General features: G+C 63.5%; 14 protein-coding genes and 1 pseudogene. 4 read left to right on the forward strand and 11 right to left on the reverse strand.

Annotated features, from left to right (window positions below; translation table 11 throughout):
* Positions 1 to 142: 142 nt before the first annotated feature.
* Together AC5RTE_RS10215 and AC5RTE_RS10220 are read right to left on the reverse strand one after the other, a co-directional pair.
* Entirely contained in the window at positions 143 to 1039 is an 897-nt protein-coding gene (locus AC5RTE_RS10215; RefSeq protein ID WP_494041264.1) for a hypothetical protein, read from the reverse strand.
* Between the two features lie 56 nt (positions 1040 to 1095).
* The gene (locus AC5RTE_RS10220; RefSeq protein ID WP_494041265.1) at positions 1096 to 1749 is read right to left on the reverse strand and encodes a DUF6318 family protein; all 654 of its coding nucleotides are present in this window, start codon (positions 1747 to 1749) and stop codon (positions 1096 to 1098) included.
* A gap of 253 nt (positions 1750 to 2002) precedes the next feature.
* Between AC5RTE_RS10220 and AC5RTE_RS10225 the strand changes: the two are divergent.
* From AC5RTE_RS10225 to AC5RTE_RS10235, 3 genes and pseudogenes are all read left to right on the forward strand, one after another.
* Positions 2003 to 2437 (forward strand): annotated as a pseudogene (locus tag AC5RTE_RS10225) (pyridoxamine 5'-phosphate oxidase family protein).
* A 17-nt stretch (positions 2438 to 2454) separates the two neighbouring features.
* Entirely contained in the window at positions 2455 to 2919 is a 465-nt protein-coding gene (locus AC5RTE_RS10230) for a very short patch repair endonuclease (protein ID WP_494041266.1), read from the forward strand.
* 396 nt (positions 2920 to 3315) lie between these two features.
* A complete protein-coding gene (locus AC5RTE_RS10235) occupies positions 3316 to 3726 on the forward strand; it encodes an Hpt domain-containing protein (protein WP_494041349.1) in 411 nt (136 codons plus the stop codon).
* Here AC5RTE_RS10235 and AC5RTE_RS10240 read toward each other — a convergent pair.
* A complete protein-coding gene (locus AC5RTE_RS10240; protein ID WP_494041267.1) occupies positions 3699 to 4466 on the reverse strand; it encodes a response regulator transcription factor in 768 nt (255 codons plus the stop codon). The two genes, AC5RTE_RS10235 and AC5RTE_RS10240, sit on opposite strands and share 28 nt — an antisense overlap.
* Before the next feature lie 94 nt (positions 4467 to 4560).
* On the opposite strand from AC5RTE_RS10240, the gene AC5RTE_RS10245 reads away from it, so the two are divergent.
* A complete protein-coding gene (locus tag AC5RTE_RS10245) occupies positions 4561 to 6216 on the forward strand; it encodes a sensor histidine kinase (protein WP_494041268.1) in 1656 nt (551 codons plus the stop codon).
* Between the two features lie 59 nt (positions 6217 to 6275).
* Here the strand turns inward: AC5RTE_RS10245 and AC5RTE_RS10250 are convergent, their stop codons facing one another.
* From AC5RTE_RS10250 to AC5RTE_RS10285, 8 genes are all read right to left on the reverse strand, one after another.
* Positions 6276 to 7511, reverse strand: coding sequence for a 5-methylcytosine restriction system specificity protein McrC (locus AC5RTE_RS10250; RefSeq protein ID WP_494041269.1), 1236 nt, complete (start codon positions 7509 to 7511; stop codon positions 6276 to 6278).
* Complete coding sequence (locus AC5RTE_RS10255) at positions 7498 to 9729, reverse strand: McrB family protein (RefSeq protein ID WP_494041270.1); 2232 nt, start codon at positions 9727 to 9729, stop codon at positions 7498 to 7500. The genes AC5RTE_RS10250 and AC5RTE_RS10255 overlap by 14 nt, the downstream gene beginning before the upstream one ends.
* A 69-nt stretch (positions 9730 to 9798) precedes the next feature.
* A complete protein-coding gene (locus tag AC5RTE_RS10260; RefSeq protein WP_494041271.1) occupies positions 9799 to 10032 on the reverse strand; it encodes a PLDc N-terminal domain-containing protein in 234 nt (77 codons plus the stop codon).
* 120 nt (positions 10033 to 10152) lie between these two features.
* Positions 10153 to 10569 (reverse strand): acyl-CoA thioesterase, encoded by a 417-nt coding sequence (locus tag AC5RTE_RS10265; protein ID WP_494041350.1) that lies wholly within the window; start codon positions 10567 to 10569, stop codon positions 10153 to 10155.
* A 149-nt stretch (positions 10570 to 10718) separates the two neighbouring features.
* On the reverse strand, positions 10719 to 12797 hold the full coding sequence (locus AC5RTE_RS10270) for an ABC transporter ATP-binding protein (RefSeq protein ID WP_494041272.1): 2079 nt from the start codon (positions 12795 to 12797) through the stop codon (positions 10719 to 10721).
* Positions 12794 to 14527, reverse strand: coding sequence for an ABC transporter ATP-binding protein (locus AC5RTE_RS10275; protein ID WP_494041273.1), 1734 nt, complete (start codon positions 14525 to 14527; stop codon positions 12794 to 12796). Before AC5RTE_RS10275 ends, AC5RTE_RS10270 begins: the two co-directional genes overlap by 4 nt.
* Positions 14528 to 14678: 151 nt before the next feature.
* Positions 14679 to 16238, reverse strand: coding sequence for an MFS transporter (locus AC5RTE_RS10280; RefSeq protein WP_494041351.1), 1560 nt, complete (start codon positions 16236 to 16238; stop codon positions 14679 to 14681).
* 78 nt (positions 16239 to 16316) lie between these two features.
* Positions 16317 to 16796 (reverse strand): MarR family winged helix-turn-helix transcriptional regulator, encoded by a 480-nt coding sequence (locus AC5RTE_RS10285; protein ID WP_494041274.1) that lies wholly within the window; start codon positions 16794 to 16796, stop codon positions 16317 to 16319.
* Positions 16797 to 16801: the final 5 nt, after the last annotated feature.

Here is a 16801-nt window from a genome sequence, read left to right on the forward strand (position 1 = left end):
CTGGGAGGCACCTGCAACTATTCCGGATGCGGTGCGGATCACACCCTTGCCGCGCGGTCCCGACCTACCGCAGGTAGGGAGCTGACGCCGACGGATGTGTGTATCGCACCCGTCGGCGCGCCCGTCCGGCAACGGCAGGAGATCAGCGCGGTGCCCCGACGCCCGGGCAGCCCTGCCCTTGCGGGTTCACGTTGCAGTCGTCGGCATAGTTCCGAGTCAGTGACCGCCAGACGCTGATGGTTTGAGGTGGTGCACTGAATTGGCCTTGACCGGGGATGGGCAGCGGAGGGCCTGCGTTTACCGAGTAAGTTCCCTGGAAGGTGGTGGTCAGCACGATTTGGAAGTCCCCAGTAGTTCCGTAAGCGTGGCTCGTCCTCGTCTTTTCGCCCCACCGGTCCTGCGGCAGCGGGCCTCCCATTGACGGTTGCGGACCGAAGACAGTGCCGTCGCCGTAGTTCCAGGTGTACTGGACCGGAGTGGCCACGATGTGCACCTGCTGGCCGAACATCGTGACGTCGAACTGCTGTTCAACTGCTTCGGCATAGAAGTTTGTTTCGGCACCCCTTAGCGTGTGGGGGCTGGGTTGGGCAACGACCGTTCCGGCGTTCACGGGCAGGCTTTCGAACTGCCGCTGAATGTCCGCGGCAATTCGCGGCAGCAGGTCTTCCGGCTGAGCATCGTAAAGGCAGGTCGGGCCCGAGTGGTGGGCCCAGACAGCGCCGGGAACCCCGCGGGGCCTTGATAGCCAGATGACGGGAATGCCCTCCTCGCCCTCCGGGCCATCGTTGCATTCAATCTGCCGGGCGAGGCACGGAGTATCGAAATCACCCCCGCCAAGGTGGCATTGGAGCTCGTACTTGTATTCGTTGGGGTCGGTATTTACGGAGCCCCCGGCCGTCGGGACGACTTCACCTGTAGCAGGATCGATTGTCCACTGGTCTGCTACCGCTCCGAGCCCAGTGTCAACAAAACCGGCCCCGATGCGGGGCGGCTTCGGCTGTGAATTGTCTAGGGCATGGACCGGAGCAGAGGAGGACACCAGCAATAGCAACGACAAAGTGAGGCTCAGGAACCCCCTACATCCAGTACGCATTGCTACCGAATCAGTCCTAGATCACTGAATATCCAGCCCGACGCTCCAAAGGTAGCGGTCGCCTGACTTCCGGCGTTCGTAGCTGCCGTTGGTTCTTGATAGAGGCTTCCGTCCGAGTTATGAATTAATAGCTCTTTCTGTAGGACCTGAAGGGTCACATATGTAGGCTCACCCGGTAGCACTTTTGCGGTAGCAGCAGGGACCTCAATTTGGCCCCCAGATATCCACTTTCCTTCAGCCCAAGCGGACTCAATGTTATTCACTAGTCCTTGGCAGAATGTGCAGTTAGGGCCCGATACAGACGACAGGGACTCCGTGTCTCCGGTTTCATACGCGTAACTCAACACACTGAACCAGTACTTTGCGAAGGCCTCCGCACCTTCCTTCGTCTCCGTTTTTGCCACTTGGGGCAGCACGGGGACGGGGACGTTTTGGGCTGGGCCGGATGCGTCGGCGGGTTTGTAGGCGGCGCTTGGCGTCGCCGTCGGAGTGGCCGAAGAGCTGGAGGAGGCTGACTGTGCAGCAGTCGGGGATACGGCGCCGGGATCTGCAGGCGCTCCGCCCGCGCACCCAGCAAGCACCAACCCTCCGGCGAGAACTGTGGCGACACCGCCAAGACGCTTCAACCTGGATGCGGATACGTTATGCGATGTCATGGGCCGCTAATCCCCCCGTAGTTTCAAGACGGCATACTCCGGACAGTGATCTAAGGGTAGCCCACCTCACATTTCAGCGATAAGACTTATCCACAGGTGCAGGCCCCTCGATTCACCACCCACTTGTCTCGGAGAACGTTGTAGAAGAAGCCGACTCGTAAGCAGTCCTCCGCGGCGTTGACTCAAGCTGGTCATGACGAATGAACGCGTCGAGCCCCTGGAACTTTCCCAAGGGACACAGAAGAATGGCGCCATGCTGTTTGAACACCCAGATGGAAATCCCGTCCTCGAACTCAACGACGAGCAGTCCTGGCGTCTGCTCGAAAAGACCAAGCACGGACGGTTAGTGGTCTCAGTGGCCGGAGAACCTGACATTTTTCCCGTCAACTACGTGAGCTCCAACGGCAAGCTGTACCTGCGGACTGCTCCTGGCAACGAGCTCGCCCAGCTGATCATAAACTCAGCAGTGCTTTTCGAGGCCGACGGCATCCTCTCGGACGAGGCGTGGTCCGTGGTCCTTCGGGGCAAAGCCCGGGTCCTGAGCAACTCGGCCGAACTCGCTTCCGTGGAGGAGCTGGGGCTGAAGTCGTGATTGCCCACGCTCAAGGACTTCTACGTCGAAATCGAACCCACATCGGTGACCGGGCGCCATTTCCAGCTCGGGGACCAGCCGGAGCGCGGTTTCTAGGAACCTAGACTGGAAGCATGGCGGACAAGCTGAGCCCGGAGCAGCGCAGCTGGAACATGTCCCGGATCCGCGGCAAAAACACCAAGCCCGAGCTGCTGGTCCGCCGCCTCCTCCACGCAAAGGGATACCGATACCGCCTGCACGGACGCACGGGCGGAACCCGCCTGCCGGGCAATCCTGACCTTGTCTTGGCGGGCCGCCGCAAAGTCATCTTCGTCAACGGCTGCTTTTGGCATTTCCACAACTGCCGGGTGGGCCTGCACGCGCCCAAAGCGAACGCCGAGTTCTGGGCAGCCAAGCGTTCACGCACCAAGGAGCGCGACGCGGGCCAGCGCCGCCTGCTGGAGGACGCCGGCTGGGAGGTGCTCACCGTTTGGGAATGTGAGCTCAAGGACGGCTCGGCACTGGAAGCTCAGCTGGTGCAGTTTCTCGGCGCCGCACCCTCGCCCTCCGGCCCGGGCCTGAACAGGGAGCATTCTTGAGGCGATCTTTTGCCTTTACCCCGGTAGCTCTTGATATCGGCCCGGAAGGATGACTTCGTTGTCCCGCTTGGAGGACTGCAGCACGAAAGGGTCCGGAGCAGCGGCCAGCTAACTGCGGCGACCCAAGGGGGCCGCACAAAACGGTAAACCGGGCCAGGACGCGCTGTTGATGACGCACATGGGGCTCCTGCTGCAGGCGGGACCATGTGACGCCCATAACGAAGTGCGGAGCAGCAAGGTCGGGCACAGGGCTGTACTTACAGCCTCATCAAGAAAGCCACAATTCTCACGCGGACCCGTCGTGAGCAGGCGAAGCAGCCCTAATCTGAGAAGGAGCCAATGCCCCACGTAATCCACCGGTTTCCGGAGTGGAAGACCACAGCCGAAAGGACAGCGATGACCCCGTCCGACGACTCCGGCTGGCCATTGGTGGACCATACAGTCCTGGACCGGCTCCGTGAGGATCTCGGGGAGGACGAGGGCTACTGCCGGGTTTTTGTTGGCAACTTCATCAACTACCTACCCCATCGCATCGGCCGCCTGAGGCTCGCCCTGACCGCTGGCGACCTGGACGGTTCGGTCGACGCTGTGCTGAGCCTGAAGACATCCAGCCAAATGGTGGGCGCCGAGCGGCTCGCAGGCCTGGCGGCAGCCCTGGAGGGCGAAATCCGGACTGAAGGGCTTGACGATGACGCCGCCGTCGTCCTGCCCAGGCTTGCTAAAACGTTCCTTCGACCAATCAGCCGGTGCAGCGGGCAAACGATGGACAGACTGCAGACTCAGTGTTCGCCCGGAGCCAGCCTGTAGCCCACACCGCGAACCGTCTGGAGCCAGCGCGGCTTCTGCGGCGAATCCCCCAGTTTCTTGCGCAAGTTCCCCATATGCACCTCGACGGACCGTTCGTCCGCTTCGCTGATGTAACCCCCGACGTCGTAGTCCTCGTCCCGCAGCCGACGCACCAGGTCCGATTTGGTCCGTACAGTCCTGCCTGCTTCCAGCAGTGCGTGCAGTAGCTCGAACTCAGTGCGGGTCAGGTTCATCTCGGTGCCGTCCACGGTCACCGTGCGGGATGCATAACTCAACTCCAGCCCGTTATGGCTGTAGTTCCCACGTTCGGGGTGCGCCAGGGCGTCCGCTGATGCCTCGGCATCTGTTGCGTCTGACGACTCCGGGACGGAACGGGGACGGCGCATCATCGCAGCGATGCGGGCGCGCAGCTCCCTGGGCCGGAACGGTTTGGTGAGGTAATCGTCCGCGCCGGATTCCAGCCCGATGAGGGTATCCAGCTCTTCAGTGCGGGCCGTCAGCATCACGATATAGGCATCGGAGAATTCACGGATTTGCCGGGAGACCTCAAAACCATCAATGTCCGGCAGCCCGAGGTCCAGGGTGATGACATCCGGGTTGAGTGTTTTGGCCGTCAGGACGCCCTCGGCGCCGCTGCTCGCTACGGTCACGTCAAAGCCTGCCTGGGTCAACACTGTGCGAACCAGTTCCCGAATGTCGTGGTCATCCTCAATAACCAGTCCGACACGTGCATCACTCATAGCGTCCCCTCAGCAGCCAACGTCTGAAGTATAGCTGGCTGCGGATATCCTGCTGATATGGCCTTACACACCTTGTCCCGCAAGTTTCCACGCCATGACTAAGCCCGTAGCGTGGTCGTCCGGCCGGATAAGGTTCTTTCGGCGGCCCTTTCACGAGCTCCGGCTGACGCAACGGGTAGCGCTGAGCCAGATGCCACTCTTTGTGACGACTCTCTTCACCGTGTTCCTGGTGTGGGCGTTCTTTCCCGGCACGCTTGAAAATCCCCTGTTTGCCGTCTTCGTCATTTCACAGCTTGCCATCATGGGCATCTGCTACTTCACCCCTTGGGAGCGGTTGCCCTATACAAGCTTCCTCATCGTTCCACTGCTGGACTTCATTTCCATCGGTTTTGCCCGGGAGGGCGGGCAGGAAAGCCTGACCACCCTGGGTTTGCTTTCGGTGTTCCCGGTCATTTGGCTATGTGCCTCCGGATATTACCCGCGGGCTGCACTGTGGCTCTCCTTTTTGGGACCGCTTGCCATCATCTGGGTGCCCTTGTTGCTTAAGGGTGCCTCCACAGCCCAGGAATTCACCCGCGCCCTGCTCCTGCCCGTGATTATGCTGGGCATCGGCGTGTCCGTCAGTGTCCTGACCCACAGCATGATGCGGCAACAGCGGCAGCTGGAGGATAAGGACGCCCAGCTGCAGGCGAACCTGCAGACGAGCCAGCGCCAGGAAGCGCTGTTGAATACGGTCTTGGACACCGTCCACCTGGGCGTCCTGGCGGTGGACGCCGACGGGCATGACGTGCTGATGAACCGGAAGCAGCGGGTAAACCACGAACTGGCGCGGCCCAAGGACATAGCGGACCCGGACGAGTCCCAATTGCTCGTTTACGGACCGGACCGCAAAACGCTGGTTCCAGTGCAGGAACGCCCTGTCCGCCGTGCCGTGCTGGGAGAAACGTTCACCGATTACCTTGTCTGGCTTGGCTCAGGCAATGAGCAACGTGCCTTCGTGACCACCGCCCGGGCAATGAAGGACGCCGACGGGAAATTCTCCGGCTCCGTGATCGCCTTCAGCGACGTCACGGACCTGGTCAACGCGCTGGCGGCCAAGGACGACTTTGTCTCCAGCGTCTCGCATGAGTTCCGCACGCCACTGACATCAATCCTTGGGTATGTGGAAATTCTATTGAGCGATGAGCCGGAGGAATCCCAGCGGGACATGCTGGAAATTATCCGGAGGAATTCGGAGCGGCTGCTCACGCTGGTATCGGATCTGCTGTCCAGCCGCAACGGACAGCTGATCGTCTCCCCGCACACTGTTGACGTGGCTGATCTTGTTCGCAGCAGCGTCTCCTCCGCCATGCCGAAAGCGGCGGCCTCCGGTGTGGTTCTGGCTGCTGATACACCGGAGCGGTTGGAGGCACACGTGGACGGGGCACGGATTTCCCAGGTCTTGGACAACCTGGTGTCCAACGCCATCAAGTACTCCCCCGATGGCGGCAATGTGCTGGTCACGCTGGCACAGGAGGACGGCCACCTGGCCTGCCGGGTCAGCGATACCGGAATGGGCATGAGCCCCGAGGACGCCTCCGAGGTCTTCGCAAAGTTCTTCCGCACCAGCAGCGTCCGCAGGACAGCCATCCCTGGCGTCGGCTTGGGCCTGCCGATCAGCAAAGCCATCGTGGAGGCCCACGGCGGGACCATCGAAGTGGAAAGCGACCTGGGCAAGGGAACCACGTTTACGTTCCGGGTGCCGGTGTAGTCCCCACCCGGACCCTAACCCCGCAGGCAGGGCCCGGGTGCCCTCCGGGCGCTGCCCGGCTAGCGCGCGGACGCCTGCCGGACCACCTCGCCCCAGGACTGCCGGGCCAGTTCCGAGATGGAGGCGAGGATTTCCGACGGCGGCCTGGACAGGTCCAGCGGGAACTCCACGATGTCGATGTCGGTGTTGAGGATGCGGCGCAGCTTAACCTCGCCGGCTCCTGCGTACACCAGCCATGCAGTGGGGACCGCCAGAGCGGTGCAGTGGGCCAGCATCTGGTAATGGTCGGCCGTGAGGGAGGCGCCGAGGTCGGAGGCAGCTTTGTACTTCGTGTTGAAGACCACTACGGGACGCCCGCCCAGGAGGTGAACGGCGTCCGGCTGCACGGAGAGCCGGTCGGAGTCCCGGACCGCCTCGCTCAGGAGCGCGTTGTATTTCAGCCGCAGCTCCCCCGGGTAGGGCGACAGGGCCTCACGCAGCGCCGTGCCCACGAAGTCCTCGAAGACCTGTGCCATGTCCACTACAAACGACGCCGTCTGCTGTTGGCCCTGGCCGGCTTCGGCCGAGGCGTTGCGAAGGATCAGCTCTGCCAGGCGGAGGACGGCGTGGTAGCGCAGGTTCATCCGGCTGGCCGTCCACGGCGGGAGCGGGGCGCCCGCTGGAAGGCGGGTTACGGCGTCGAGCCTTCCCTTGAGCTGGCGCAGCCGGCTCAACACCTCCGGCCGGACCCGCGGCACCTGGCCCATCCGCTCCAATGCGGCGCGGAGGATGCGGTTCTCGGCGATGTCCTCGCTGAACTCGTCATAGGACACCTCCAGCGGCACCAGCATCCCCGGCCGCCGGGAGATCTGGTCAGAGATCCGGATGCGGCCCTTCACCGTGCGGAGGGACTCGTCCACGGTCCGGTAGCCCTGCAGGACGCCGCGGCCCAGTGCCCGTTCGGCGAGCTGGGCCAGCGACTCCGCGAGCGCGCTCCACAGCTCGCTGTCTTCCAGCGCCGCAACGGTATCCGGACGGAAACCCTGTTCGCCGGCGTAGCTGAGCAGGAACAGGAGCCGGCTGAGCCCCAGCCGGTCCTTGGGCCGGACATCGAGTTGCACCGTGGGAGTCCGCACCGAGCCCACCTTGCCCACCGGCTCGATGCGGTACAGTCCGAGGCCCATCGGAGACGCCTTGGCCAGACCGCTGGAGTTCAGGAAAGCGGCGCTGGCCGTGTCCAGCCGTTCCACCATTCCACGGGACAGTTCGTCCAGCACCAGATGCCGGACGGACGAGCCGGGATCAGCGGCCCGCAAGGCGTTCCAGCAACCGGTCCAGTCCGAAGCGTTCCTCCAGCTGCGCCCGGGTCAGCTGGCCGTGATAGTGCTCCTCAAGCAGGGGCATCAGCTCGTACTTCCAGATGCGCCGCAGCCCGGAAGGAGTGTGGGCGGCGGACTTCATGAAGTACGACGGGCCGATCATCAGGTCCCGGTCCCACTCGTCGATGGCGCTGTTCAGGGCATCCAGCAGCAACGCCGGGGTGGTGTCCAACCTGCGCGCCTCGAGGAACCGGAGCAGGGACCCCTTCACCGGTTCCGTCTGCGGGTGCAGCTCGATGAACGCGAAGCGGCGGCGGATGGCGGCATCCATCATGGCGATGGACCGGTCCGCGGTGTTCATGGTGCCGATGATGTAAAGGTTGTCCGGCAGCGTGAACGGCTCGTTAGGGCTGTACTGCAGGTAAATCCGATCATCGCGGTACTCCAGCAGGAAGTACAGTTCGCCGAAAACCTTGGCCAGGTTGGCACGGTTCATCTCGTCGATGATGAGGAAGTACGGTTTCTTTTCGTTGCCCGGCTTGGCTGCTTCTTCAGCCAGCCGGCGGAGCGGGCCGGCCACCAGTTTGAAGGAGACCTGGCCCTCGTCGGTTTTGTCCGGCCGGTAGCCCTCGAAAAAATCCTCGTAGGCGTACGACGGGTGGAACTGCACGAGTTTGACCCGCTCGTCGGTGGTGTCGTCCGCCAGCTCTGCGGCAAGGTGCTTGGCCAGGTAGGTCTTGCCGGTGCCCGGCGGACCATACAGGACCAGCTGGCGGTTCTCCTCCAGCAGCTCGGCAATTTCCTGGAGCGGCTCCAGCTCCATGTGCAGGGCGTCTGCGAACTCGCGGGTCAGCGCACGGAAGCCCTCCTGGACGGGAGGTACGACGGCGGCCGCTTCAGCATCGCCGTCGGGCTCTGTTTCCGCTTCGGCCGGCAACAGGGCCTGCAGGGCCTGCACCACGCGGGTCAGGTCGACGACGATTCCGGGTGTGGCCAGCTGCCGCTGGACGTGGCGGGGAAGGCTCGTAGTGGTGTGGCCTTCATCGAACCAGCGGACCTTCCGGCGCAACCGCCGGTTGTCCGCGTTGTGTTCGGGCTCGCCCAGCACCACGCCGAGCCGTACGGCGCCCGAGTGCTGGTACAGCACCAAGTCCCCGGGCTTCATGACCGTCAGGAACGCAAAGACCGCCGTTTTGGTGTCCTCGCGCTCCACGTAGCCGAGGTGCTTGTAGTCCTCGTCCACTGCGTGCTGGACCAGGCCCGCTGTGACGCCGGGATCCAGCAGGCGGAGATGCTCGACGTCGAGCGTCACCTTCTCCTCGCCCTGCCAGGCTGTGAGCAGCTCGGTGTTGTCGCTGTGCGTGCGCAGCAGCCACGCCCGCCGGCCCGGGTCGCCCACTTTGCGCCACTGGCTGACGAGCTGGCGGGCGTGCCAGTCGATGCGCTGGCCGGCCTGCTCATCCAGGTGCAGGCGGATGCGATGGATGTCCGCGGTGACGTCCTCCTCGGCGTCGCCCTTCGCGCCGCCCACCAGCGAGGCGAAGGCGTCGCGGATCTCCTGGCGTTCCACATCCGCGACGACGGGCTCGAAGTAGCTGGGCCAGGTGAGGAACTCGATGCTGCGGCGGATGGCCGGCTGGTCGCCGGGCGTGGCTGCGGCGAGGCGGTGGAACTGCAACGGGTCCTGCAGTGCTGCGGCAATGTCAGCGGTAGGCTGCTGGTCCACCTGCTGCACAAAACGGCACAGCCATTTCAGGTGGTCCCAGATTGTCCAGTTGAACTCAGCCGTCCGGTCACGGATGACACCATGGTCCGTCAGGCCCTCATACAGCTCATCGGGCAGGTCAAGCGGGGGTTCGAGCCAGGAGGCGGCCTCGGCCACGCGGGCGCGCTTGACCTTGAGGGACTTCACCTCATGGGCCAGCGGCAGGGACTGCAGGAACAACAGTTCGACGGCCAGCTGCTTTGCTTGCCGGGACGCGCCGTCGAGGTTCTGCCGGAGGTTCGTCATCATGGGCGCCTTCGGATCCGGCGTGCCCCGTTCCAGCCTTTCCAGGAGTTCCGCCGCGGCCTCGGACGTCCAGGTCATGGTGCGGCCATCAAGTGCTGATGGTTTGCCGAGGAGCCCGGGACCAAGCACGAACCACGCCGCGTCCTCGATCTCCTTGGAGATGCCGAGGGCGCGGGTCATGGCAGCAGTGGAGGCGGGGGTCATGGATTCAAATTTACAGGGTGAAGCTGAACCAGTGCTCAGAGCCGCCCGCGCCTCCGCGGCTTCACACCGCTACGACACCGCTCCGGGCTTCTTCCGGCCGAAGGTGAAGTAGCCCACGGGCCCAATGAAGTTGATGAAGGATGCCGCACGCCAGGCAGCCTTCGGACCGTTGATCATCGCGGCCGGACGCTTCGAAATGTCCCGCTGCGCCGCAACCAGGAGGGACACCTGCCCGATGCCTACCAATATGGTGCCGGCCTTCGCTGACGGGGACATTTCTTTCCAGGTCTTTTTCTGGGCCATTGTCTTCTCCTCTGTGGTGTGGGTTTTCAGTTTCCGGTGCCACCCTTCTCCAGTGCAATGGCTGCACCCGCCCCAGTGGGCGTTTCCGGAGCAGCGCGTCCACACCTCGGTGATATCGGCTCAGGCCGTGAACGGCGCCATCCGTTCCTTTTGTTCCGGGGTGAGGCGCTGGACCCGCCCTGTGGTTTCGTCAACGAAGGCCAGGTGGCTGCTGGCCTTCACGCACTCCTCCCCCGTGACGGGATCCTGGACCAGGTAATGGATATCGAAGCTTGCTCCCTTAACGGCGCCGATCCACACCTGGACCACAGCCGGAATGTTTCGGTACTCCAAGGTTCTGACGTAACGGATCTTATGGTCCACCACCAGCGCCATGGTGCCGTCGGGGACGTCGTTGAAGAGGGAGACATGGGGCTCGATACCGGGCAGTCCTGCTCCCCGCGGCGGCCCGAAAGCACCAATCCGCGCTTCTTCGAGCATCCGGACAATCTGGACGTTGTTGATATGCCCGTAAGCGTCCATGTCACCCCACCGCATGGGAACCAGAACCTCGATCCGCCGCCCGCCGTCACTGTCCGGCTTTTGCGGGGCGTCCTGCACCCGTGCATCCTGCTGCATGGAATCCTCCTGTATTTGTGCGCCGTGCTGCACCGCCACGTTCTCCCGCGCAAGTGCCTCCTGAGCGCTCAACTGTGTACCGCCGTCGAATCGTCCACCGGCAGTTCGCCCGCGTTCGCGCCGGCGAACTGGGACATGTACAGCCGGTGGTAGGCGCCCTGGACGGCAAGGAGGACCTTGTGGTTGCCCTGTTCCACAATCCTGCCGTTCTCCATCACCAAAATGGTGTCGGCGTCGCGAATAGTGGAAAGCCGGTGGGCAATGACAAAGCTGGTGCGGTCGGTGCGCAGCGCCGCCATGGCCTTCTGCACCAGCACTTCGGTGCGGGTGTCAACGGAACTGGTGGCTTCGTCGAGGATCAGCAGCGACGGGTTGGCAACGAAGGCACGGGCGATGGTGATGAGCTGCTTCTCGCCGGCGCTGACGTTGTTGCCTTCCTCGTCGATCACCGTGTCATAGCCCTCGGGGAGGGCGCGCACGAAGCGGTCCACGAAGGTAGCCTTGGCCGCGGCCATGACCTGTTCCTCGGTGGCGTCCAGGTTGCCGTAGCGGATGTTCTCGTAGATGGACCCGCCGAACAGCCAGGCATCCTGGAGCACCATGCCCACCTTGGAACGCAGTTCGGACCTGCTGAGCCGGGTAATGTCCACCCCGTCAAGGGTGATGGATCCGGAATTGAGCTCATAGAAGCGCATCACGAGATTGACCAGGGTGGTCTTTCCGGCACCGGTGGGACCAACGATGGCAACGGTGTGGCCCGGCTCAGCGTTGAAGGACAGGTCTTCAATTAGCTGTTTGTCTTCCGTGTAGCTGAAGGTGACGTTCCTGAACTGTACGTGCCCGTTCGTTTTGGCCGGAAGGTGCTCGGTGGCCGTTTCCAAGTCCTGTTCTTCGGCGTCCAGGAATTCGAATACACGCTCGGATGACGCCACGCCGGACTGGAGCATGTTGGCCATCCCGGCCATCTGACCCAGCGGCTGGGTGAACTCGCGGGAGTACTGGATGAAGGCGGTCGCGTCGCCCAGGGACATGGAGCCCGAGGCCACCCGAAGTCCGCCCACCACGGCAATGCCCACGTAGCTGAGGTAGGAGACGAACTGCATCACGGGGAAAATGATGCCGGACACGAACTGGGCCCCGAAGCTGGCCTTGTACAGGGCCTCGTTGCGTTCCTCGAACCGTTCCAGCATGTCGGCGTCCCGCCCGAAGACCCGTACCAGGTTATGGCCGGAAAACGACTCCTCAATCTGGCCGTTCAAGGAACCGGTGTTTTTCCACTGCGCGGCAAAAAGCTTTTGGCTGCGTGAGCCGATGATCCCGGCGGCGACGCCGGACAGCGGCAGTGCCACGAGGGCAATGAGGGCCAGCTGCCAGGAGACGATGAACATCATGATCACGATGCCGATGACTGTGAGCAGCGAGTTGATCAGCTGGGCGAACGCCTGCTGGAGCGCCTGCTGGATGTTGTCCACGTCGTTTGTTACCCGGGAGAGGACGTCGCCGCGCTGGCGGGTGTCGAAGTAGTTCAAGGGCAGCCGGTTGAGCTTCTGCTCAGTGTCGTCACGGAGCCGGCGGATAACCTTCATGACGATGCGGTTCAGGACGTAGCCCTGCAGCCACAGGAAGATGTTGGCTACGAAGTACATCAGCAGCACTGCAGCGATGAGGAAGGAGAGTTTCTGGAAGTCGATGCCGCTTCCCGGTACCAGCTCCATCTTGGAAATCATGTCCGCGAAGTTGTCCTGCCCCTGCCGGCGCAGTCCCGCCACGAACTCTTCCCTGCTGGCGCCGGCCGGGAGTTGCTTGCCAACCACACCGCCGAAGATCACGTCCATGGCCTGGCCCAGGATCTTGGGGGCAATAACGTTCAGGACCACTGCGACCACCACCATCGCGACCACGGCGTAGATGCCCGCGGCCTCTGGCTTCAGCAGTCCCATCAGCCGCTTGGCGGACGGCCAAAAGTGTTCGGCCTTCTTGGCAGGCATGCCGCCGAACATGTCGCCGTCAGCTTCGGAAGGCTTGTATTCCTCTTCGAAGAATTCCTCGTCCTCAACCGCGCCGTCTTCAACCAGGCCCGCCCCAGCCTGGTCTGGGGAGTCCGTTGAGCCGTGCACGTCAGCGGAGTTTTTCCTGCGGGGGCTCATGCCATTTCCTCCACGCTTAGCTGGGATTCAACAATCTCCTGGTAGGTGGGTGAGGTTTCCAGGAGTTGCCCATGGGTGCCGCGGTCCACGATGCGGCCGTTGTCCAGTACCAGGATTTGGTCCGCTTCGGTGATGGTGGAGATGCGCTGCGCCACGATGATGACGGTGGCGTCGGCGGTGGTCTGCTTGAGCGCCGCCCGGAGGCGGGCGTCAGTTGCGACGTCAAGGGCGGAGAAGGAGTCATCAAAGAGGTAGACCCGGGGCTTGGTAACCAACGCGCGGGCGATGCAAAGGCGCTGGCGCTGACCGCCGGAGACGTTGGTTCCGCCCTGGGAAATGCGGGAGTTCAGCCCGTTTTTCTTGTTCCGGACAAAGTCGGCGCCCTGTGCCACCTCGAGCGCGTCCCAGAGTTCCTGGTCCGTGGCTTCGGTCTTGCCAAAGCGGAGGTTGTGTTCGATGGAGCCCGAGAACAGGTAGGGCCGCTGCGGCACCAGTGCCACTCGCCTGGTGATCTCTGCCCGGTCCAGTTTGCTGACCGGAACTCCGTCCAGGAGCACCTCCCCTTCCACGGTGTCGTAGAGGCGCGGCAGCAGGGACACCAGCGAAGTTTTCCCTGCCCCCGTGGCACCAATGATGGCGATGGTCTCCCCAGGTTTTGCGGTGAAGCTGATATTGCTCAGCACCGGCGACTCTGCGCCCGGGTACGCGAAGGTGACGTTCCGGTATTCCACCACCCCGGCCAGTGCGGCCGGTGCCTCGGGCCGCTCGGGATCGTGGATGGAGGGTTCGACGTCGAGCACCTCACCGATGCGGTCCGCGCACACCGAGGCACGGGGGATCATCATGGCCATGAAGGTGCCCATCATGACGGCCACGAGGATCTGCAGCAGGTACTGGAGGAACGCGGTGAGTGCCCCCACCTGCATTTCGCCTGTGTCCACCCGCTGGCCGCCGAACCACAGCACAGCGGCGGTGGACAAGTGCAGGATCATGCCGATGGCGGGGAACATCAGGACAAACAGGGCCCCGATCTTCAGGGAAACGTCCGTCAGGTCCTTGTTCGCTTCGCCAAAGCGCTCGGTTTCGTAGGGTTCGCGGACAAAGGCGCGGACCACCCGGATGCCGATGATTTGTTCACGCAGGACTCCGTTGATGCGGTCAATCTTTTTCTGCATGGCCCGGAAAAGAGGCATGAGGCGTACCACCAGGTAGCCCACCACCACAACCAGCACGGGTACCGAGACCCAGACCAGCCAGGACAGGTTGATGTCCTCACGCAGGGCCATAATGATGCCACCGATGCACATGATGGGAGTGGCTACCATGAAGTTCAGCCCCATAAGCACGAGCATCTGGACCTGCTGGACGTCGTTGGTGCCGCGCGTGATCAAGGTGGGCGCGCCGAAGGTGTTGACGTCCTTGGCGGAGAAGCTGGTGACTTTGCGGAACACACCGCGCCGAAGGTCGCGCCCCACGGCCATGGCCGTTTTGGATCCGTAGTAGACGCCGGCAATGGCCGTGCCCACCTGGAGGAAGGCGACCAAAAGCATAATTCCGCCGGTGCGCCAGATGAAGTCCGTGTCCCCGCGGGATACCCCTTCGTCGATGATCTGGGCGTTCAGGCTGGGAAGGTACAGCGCCGCGATGGTGGACGCCAGCTGGAAAACGATGACGGCCAGTATGTATGGCTTGTACGGCCTGGAGTACCGCCGAATAAGGGTGAGGAGCATGCCCACGAGTCCTTTGGAAGAGTGCGCGAAGTGGTGAGGGCTTAAGTAGTACCAGCTGGGGCTGACACCGTTAGCCCTCCAACTCTACGAAACTCCTTCCGGTGGTGAAACAGCCCAGCACAAGAACATCCCGGAGGAGTAATGCCGGGGTTCACGGGGCAGCGGAGGCTGGGGCCGGCGTCGTGCTTTCCTTCTCCGGCGCCGGTTGCAGGGGCTGGATGTCCACCGTGCGCCGCAGCGGCTTTTCCTTGATGAACAGCACGGATACCAGCGCGACAACGGTCACCGCGGCGGAGATCAGGAAGACCTCCGCGGTGGCGTCACCATAGGCGGCGCGCATGATTTCGCGGACGGGTTCGGGCATGTGGGCCAGGTCCATGCTGGAGCCGGCGGAGCCTCCCTGCACCGGAATTCCGGCTGCTGTCAGTCCCTGCGTGGCAAGTTCGCTGACCCTGTTGGCCAGGACGGCGCCGAGAACCGATACGCCGATGGCGCCGCCCACGGACCGGAAGAACGCCACCGATGCGCTGGCCGTCCCGATGTCCGCAGCCCGGACCGTGTTCTGGACCGCCAGGACGAGGTTCTGCATCAGCATGCCCAGGCCCAGGCCCAGTACCGCGGTGAAGACGCCTGCGTGCCAAAGCTCCGTGGTGTGGTCCATGGTGCCGGCCAGCCCGAGTCCGCCGATCAGCAGGACCGAACCGGCAATCAGGTAGCCCTTCCACTTGCCCGTGCGGCTGATCAGCAGGCCGGTTGCCACCGATCCGGCCAGGTTTCCGGCGATCATGGGCAGGGTGAGGAGCCCGGCCTCGGTGGGGGTCGCGCCGCGGGCCACCTGGAAGTACTGGCCCAGGAACGTGGATGAACCAAACATTGCGACACCCACAGCCACGGACGCGACGATGGCCAGGGCCGTGGTGCGCTCGGAGATGATCTTGAGCGGGATGATGGGCTCCTCAACCTTTGATTCCACCAGGACCAGCAGCGCGAGCAGAACGACGCCGCCGCCCACCATGAGGGCGGACTGCCAGGAGATCCAGTCGTAGTAGGCGGGGTTGCCTGCGAAGGAGACCCAGATCAGCAGCAGGCTCACGCCCGAAGTGAGCAGGATGGACCCGAGCCAGTCGATTTTAGCGGGCCGGCGGACGTGGCTGATTTTGAGGGTGACCTGCAGCAGGATCAGTGCCACGACGGCGAGCGGCACGCAGACGAAGAAGGTCCAGCGCCAGCCGAGCGGGCTGTCCACGATAAAGCCGCCCAGCAGCGGCCCGCCGGCGGTGCCGACGGCCATCACCGCGCCCATGTACCCGGAGTACTTGCCACGGTCACGCGGCGGGATCATGGTGCCGATGATGGCTTGGGCGAGGGCGGTGAGGCCACCCATGGCGACGCCCTGGATGACCCGGGCCACGAGGAGCAGCGGGATGGTCTCGGACAGCCCAGCCATCACGGAACCGGCCACGAAGACCACGATGCTGAGCTGGACCAGGACCTTTTTGTTAAAGAGGTCTGCAAGCTTGCCCCAGATGGGGGTGGTGGCGGCGTTGGCCAGCAGCGCGGCCGTGATGACCCAGGCGAAGTCCGTCTGCGTTCCGTGCAGATCGGACATGATGGTGGGCAGCGCGTTGGCCACGATGGTGCTGCTGAGGATTGCTGTGAAGAAGGCCGCCAGGAGCCCGGTTAGGGCTTCCATGATTTGGCGGTGGGACATCTCCGGAGGTGTTTCCGCGAGTGCGCCGGATAACGCCGGGGCGGCGGTTTGGCTTGTTTCGGTATGGGTTGCCATGGGTCAGCTCCTAGGGATGGGTTGGAAGGTGCCGGCCGCCTTTGCCCGGGCTGATTGCAGGAGTGATTCGGTGAGTTTGTGCAGGATTTTCGCGGTGTTGCCCGCGTCTTCCTCGCTCCAGGTGCGCAGGTAGTCCTGCAGAACAGCTGTCCGCTGCTCCTCGACGTGGCGGAGCCTTTCCTCGCCCAGGGGCGTGAGGGCAACCAACTGGGCCCGGCCGTCGTCGGGATCCTGCCTGCGGACCACGAGCCCATGCTCTTCAAGGTCGGCAATGTGGCGGCTGAGGACCGGGGCGCTCACCCCCAACCGCTCGGCCAGGCGCGTGGCACGGGATTCCCCTTCGCCGACGAAGCGCAGGACGCCCTGGAGCGCGATCCCGGTGCCCTGCCCACGCACGCTGGCGGTGGCAATGCACCGCACCGCCCGCTGGAGGTCGAATATCTGGTACACGAGATCCGCTGCTGTATCCGGTGCTACTGCCATGGTTT

The sequence above is a fragment of the Arthrobacter sp. K41 genome, from assembly GCF_059089645.1.

Coding starts and splice junctions, on each gene's coding strand:
- AC5RTE_RS10270 (WP_494041272.1), bottom strand. CDS start 12,797: ATGAGCCCCCGCAGGAAAAACTCCGCTGACGTGCACGGCTCAACGGAC.
- AC5RTE_RS10260 (WP_494041271.1), bottom strand. CDS start 10,032: ATGGCCCAGAAAAAGACCTGGAAAGAAATGTCCCCGTCAGCGAAGGCC.
- AC5RTE_RS10280 (WP_494041351.1), bottom strand. CDS start 16,238: ATGTCCCACCGCCAAATCATGGAAGCCCTAACCGGGCTCCTGGCGGCC.
- AC5RTE_RS10265 (WP_494041350.1), bottom strand. CDS start 10,569: ATGCGGTGGGGTGACATGGACGCTTACGGGCATATCAACAACGTCCAG.
- AC5RTE_RS10275 (WP_494041273.1), bottom strand. CDS start 14,527: ATGCTCCTCACCCTTATTCGGCGGTACTCCAGGCCGTACAAGCCATAC.
- AC5RTE_RS10255 (WP_494041270.1), bottom strand. CDS start 9,729: ATGACCCCCGCCTCCACTGCTGCCATGACCCGCGCCCTCGGCATCTCC.
- AC5RTE_RS10285 (WP_494041274.1), bottom strand. CDS start 16,796: ATGGCAGTAGCACCGGATACAGCAGCGGATCTCGTGTACCAGATATTC.
- AC5RTE_RS10230 (WP_494041266.1), top strand. CDS start 2,455: ATGGCGGACAAGCTGAGCCCGGAGCAGCGCAGCTGGAACATGTCCCGG.
- AC5RTE_RS10240 (WP_494041267.1), bottom strand. CDS start 4,466: ATGAGTGATGCACGTGTCGGACTGGTTATTGAGGATGACCACGACATT.
- AC5RTE_RS10245 (WP_494041268.1), top strand. CDS start 4,561: ATGACTAAGCCCGTAGCGTGGTCGTCCGGCCGGATAAGGTTCTTTCGG.
- AC5RTE_RS10235 (WP_494041349.1), top strand. CDS start 3,316: ATGACCCCGTCCGACGACTCCGGCTGGCCATTGGTGGACCATACAGTC.
- AC5RTE_RS10220 (WP_494041265.1), bottom strand. CDS start 1,749: ATGACATCGCATAACGTATCCGCATCCAGGTTGAAGCGTCTTGGCGGT.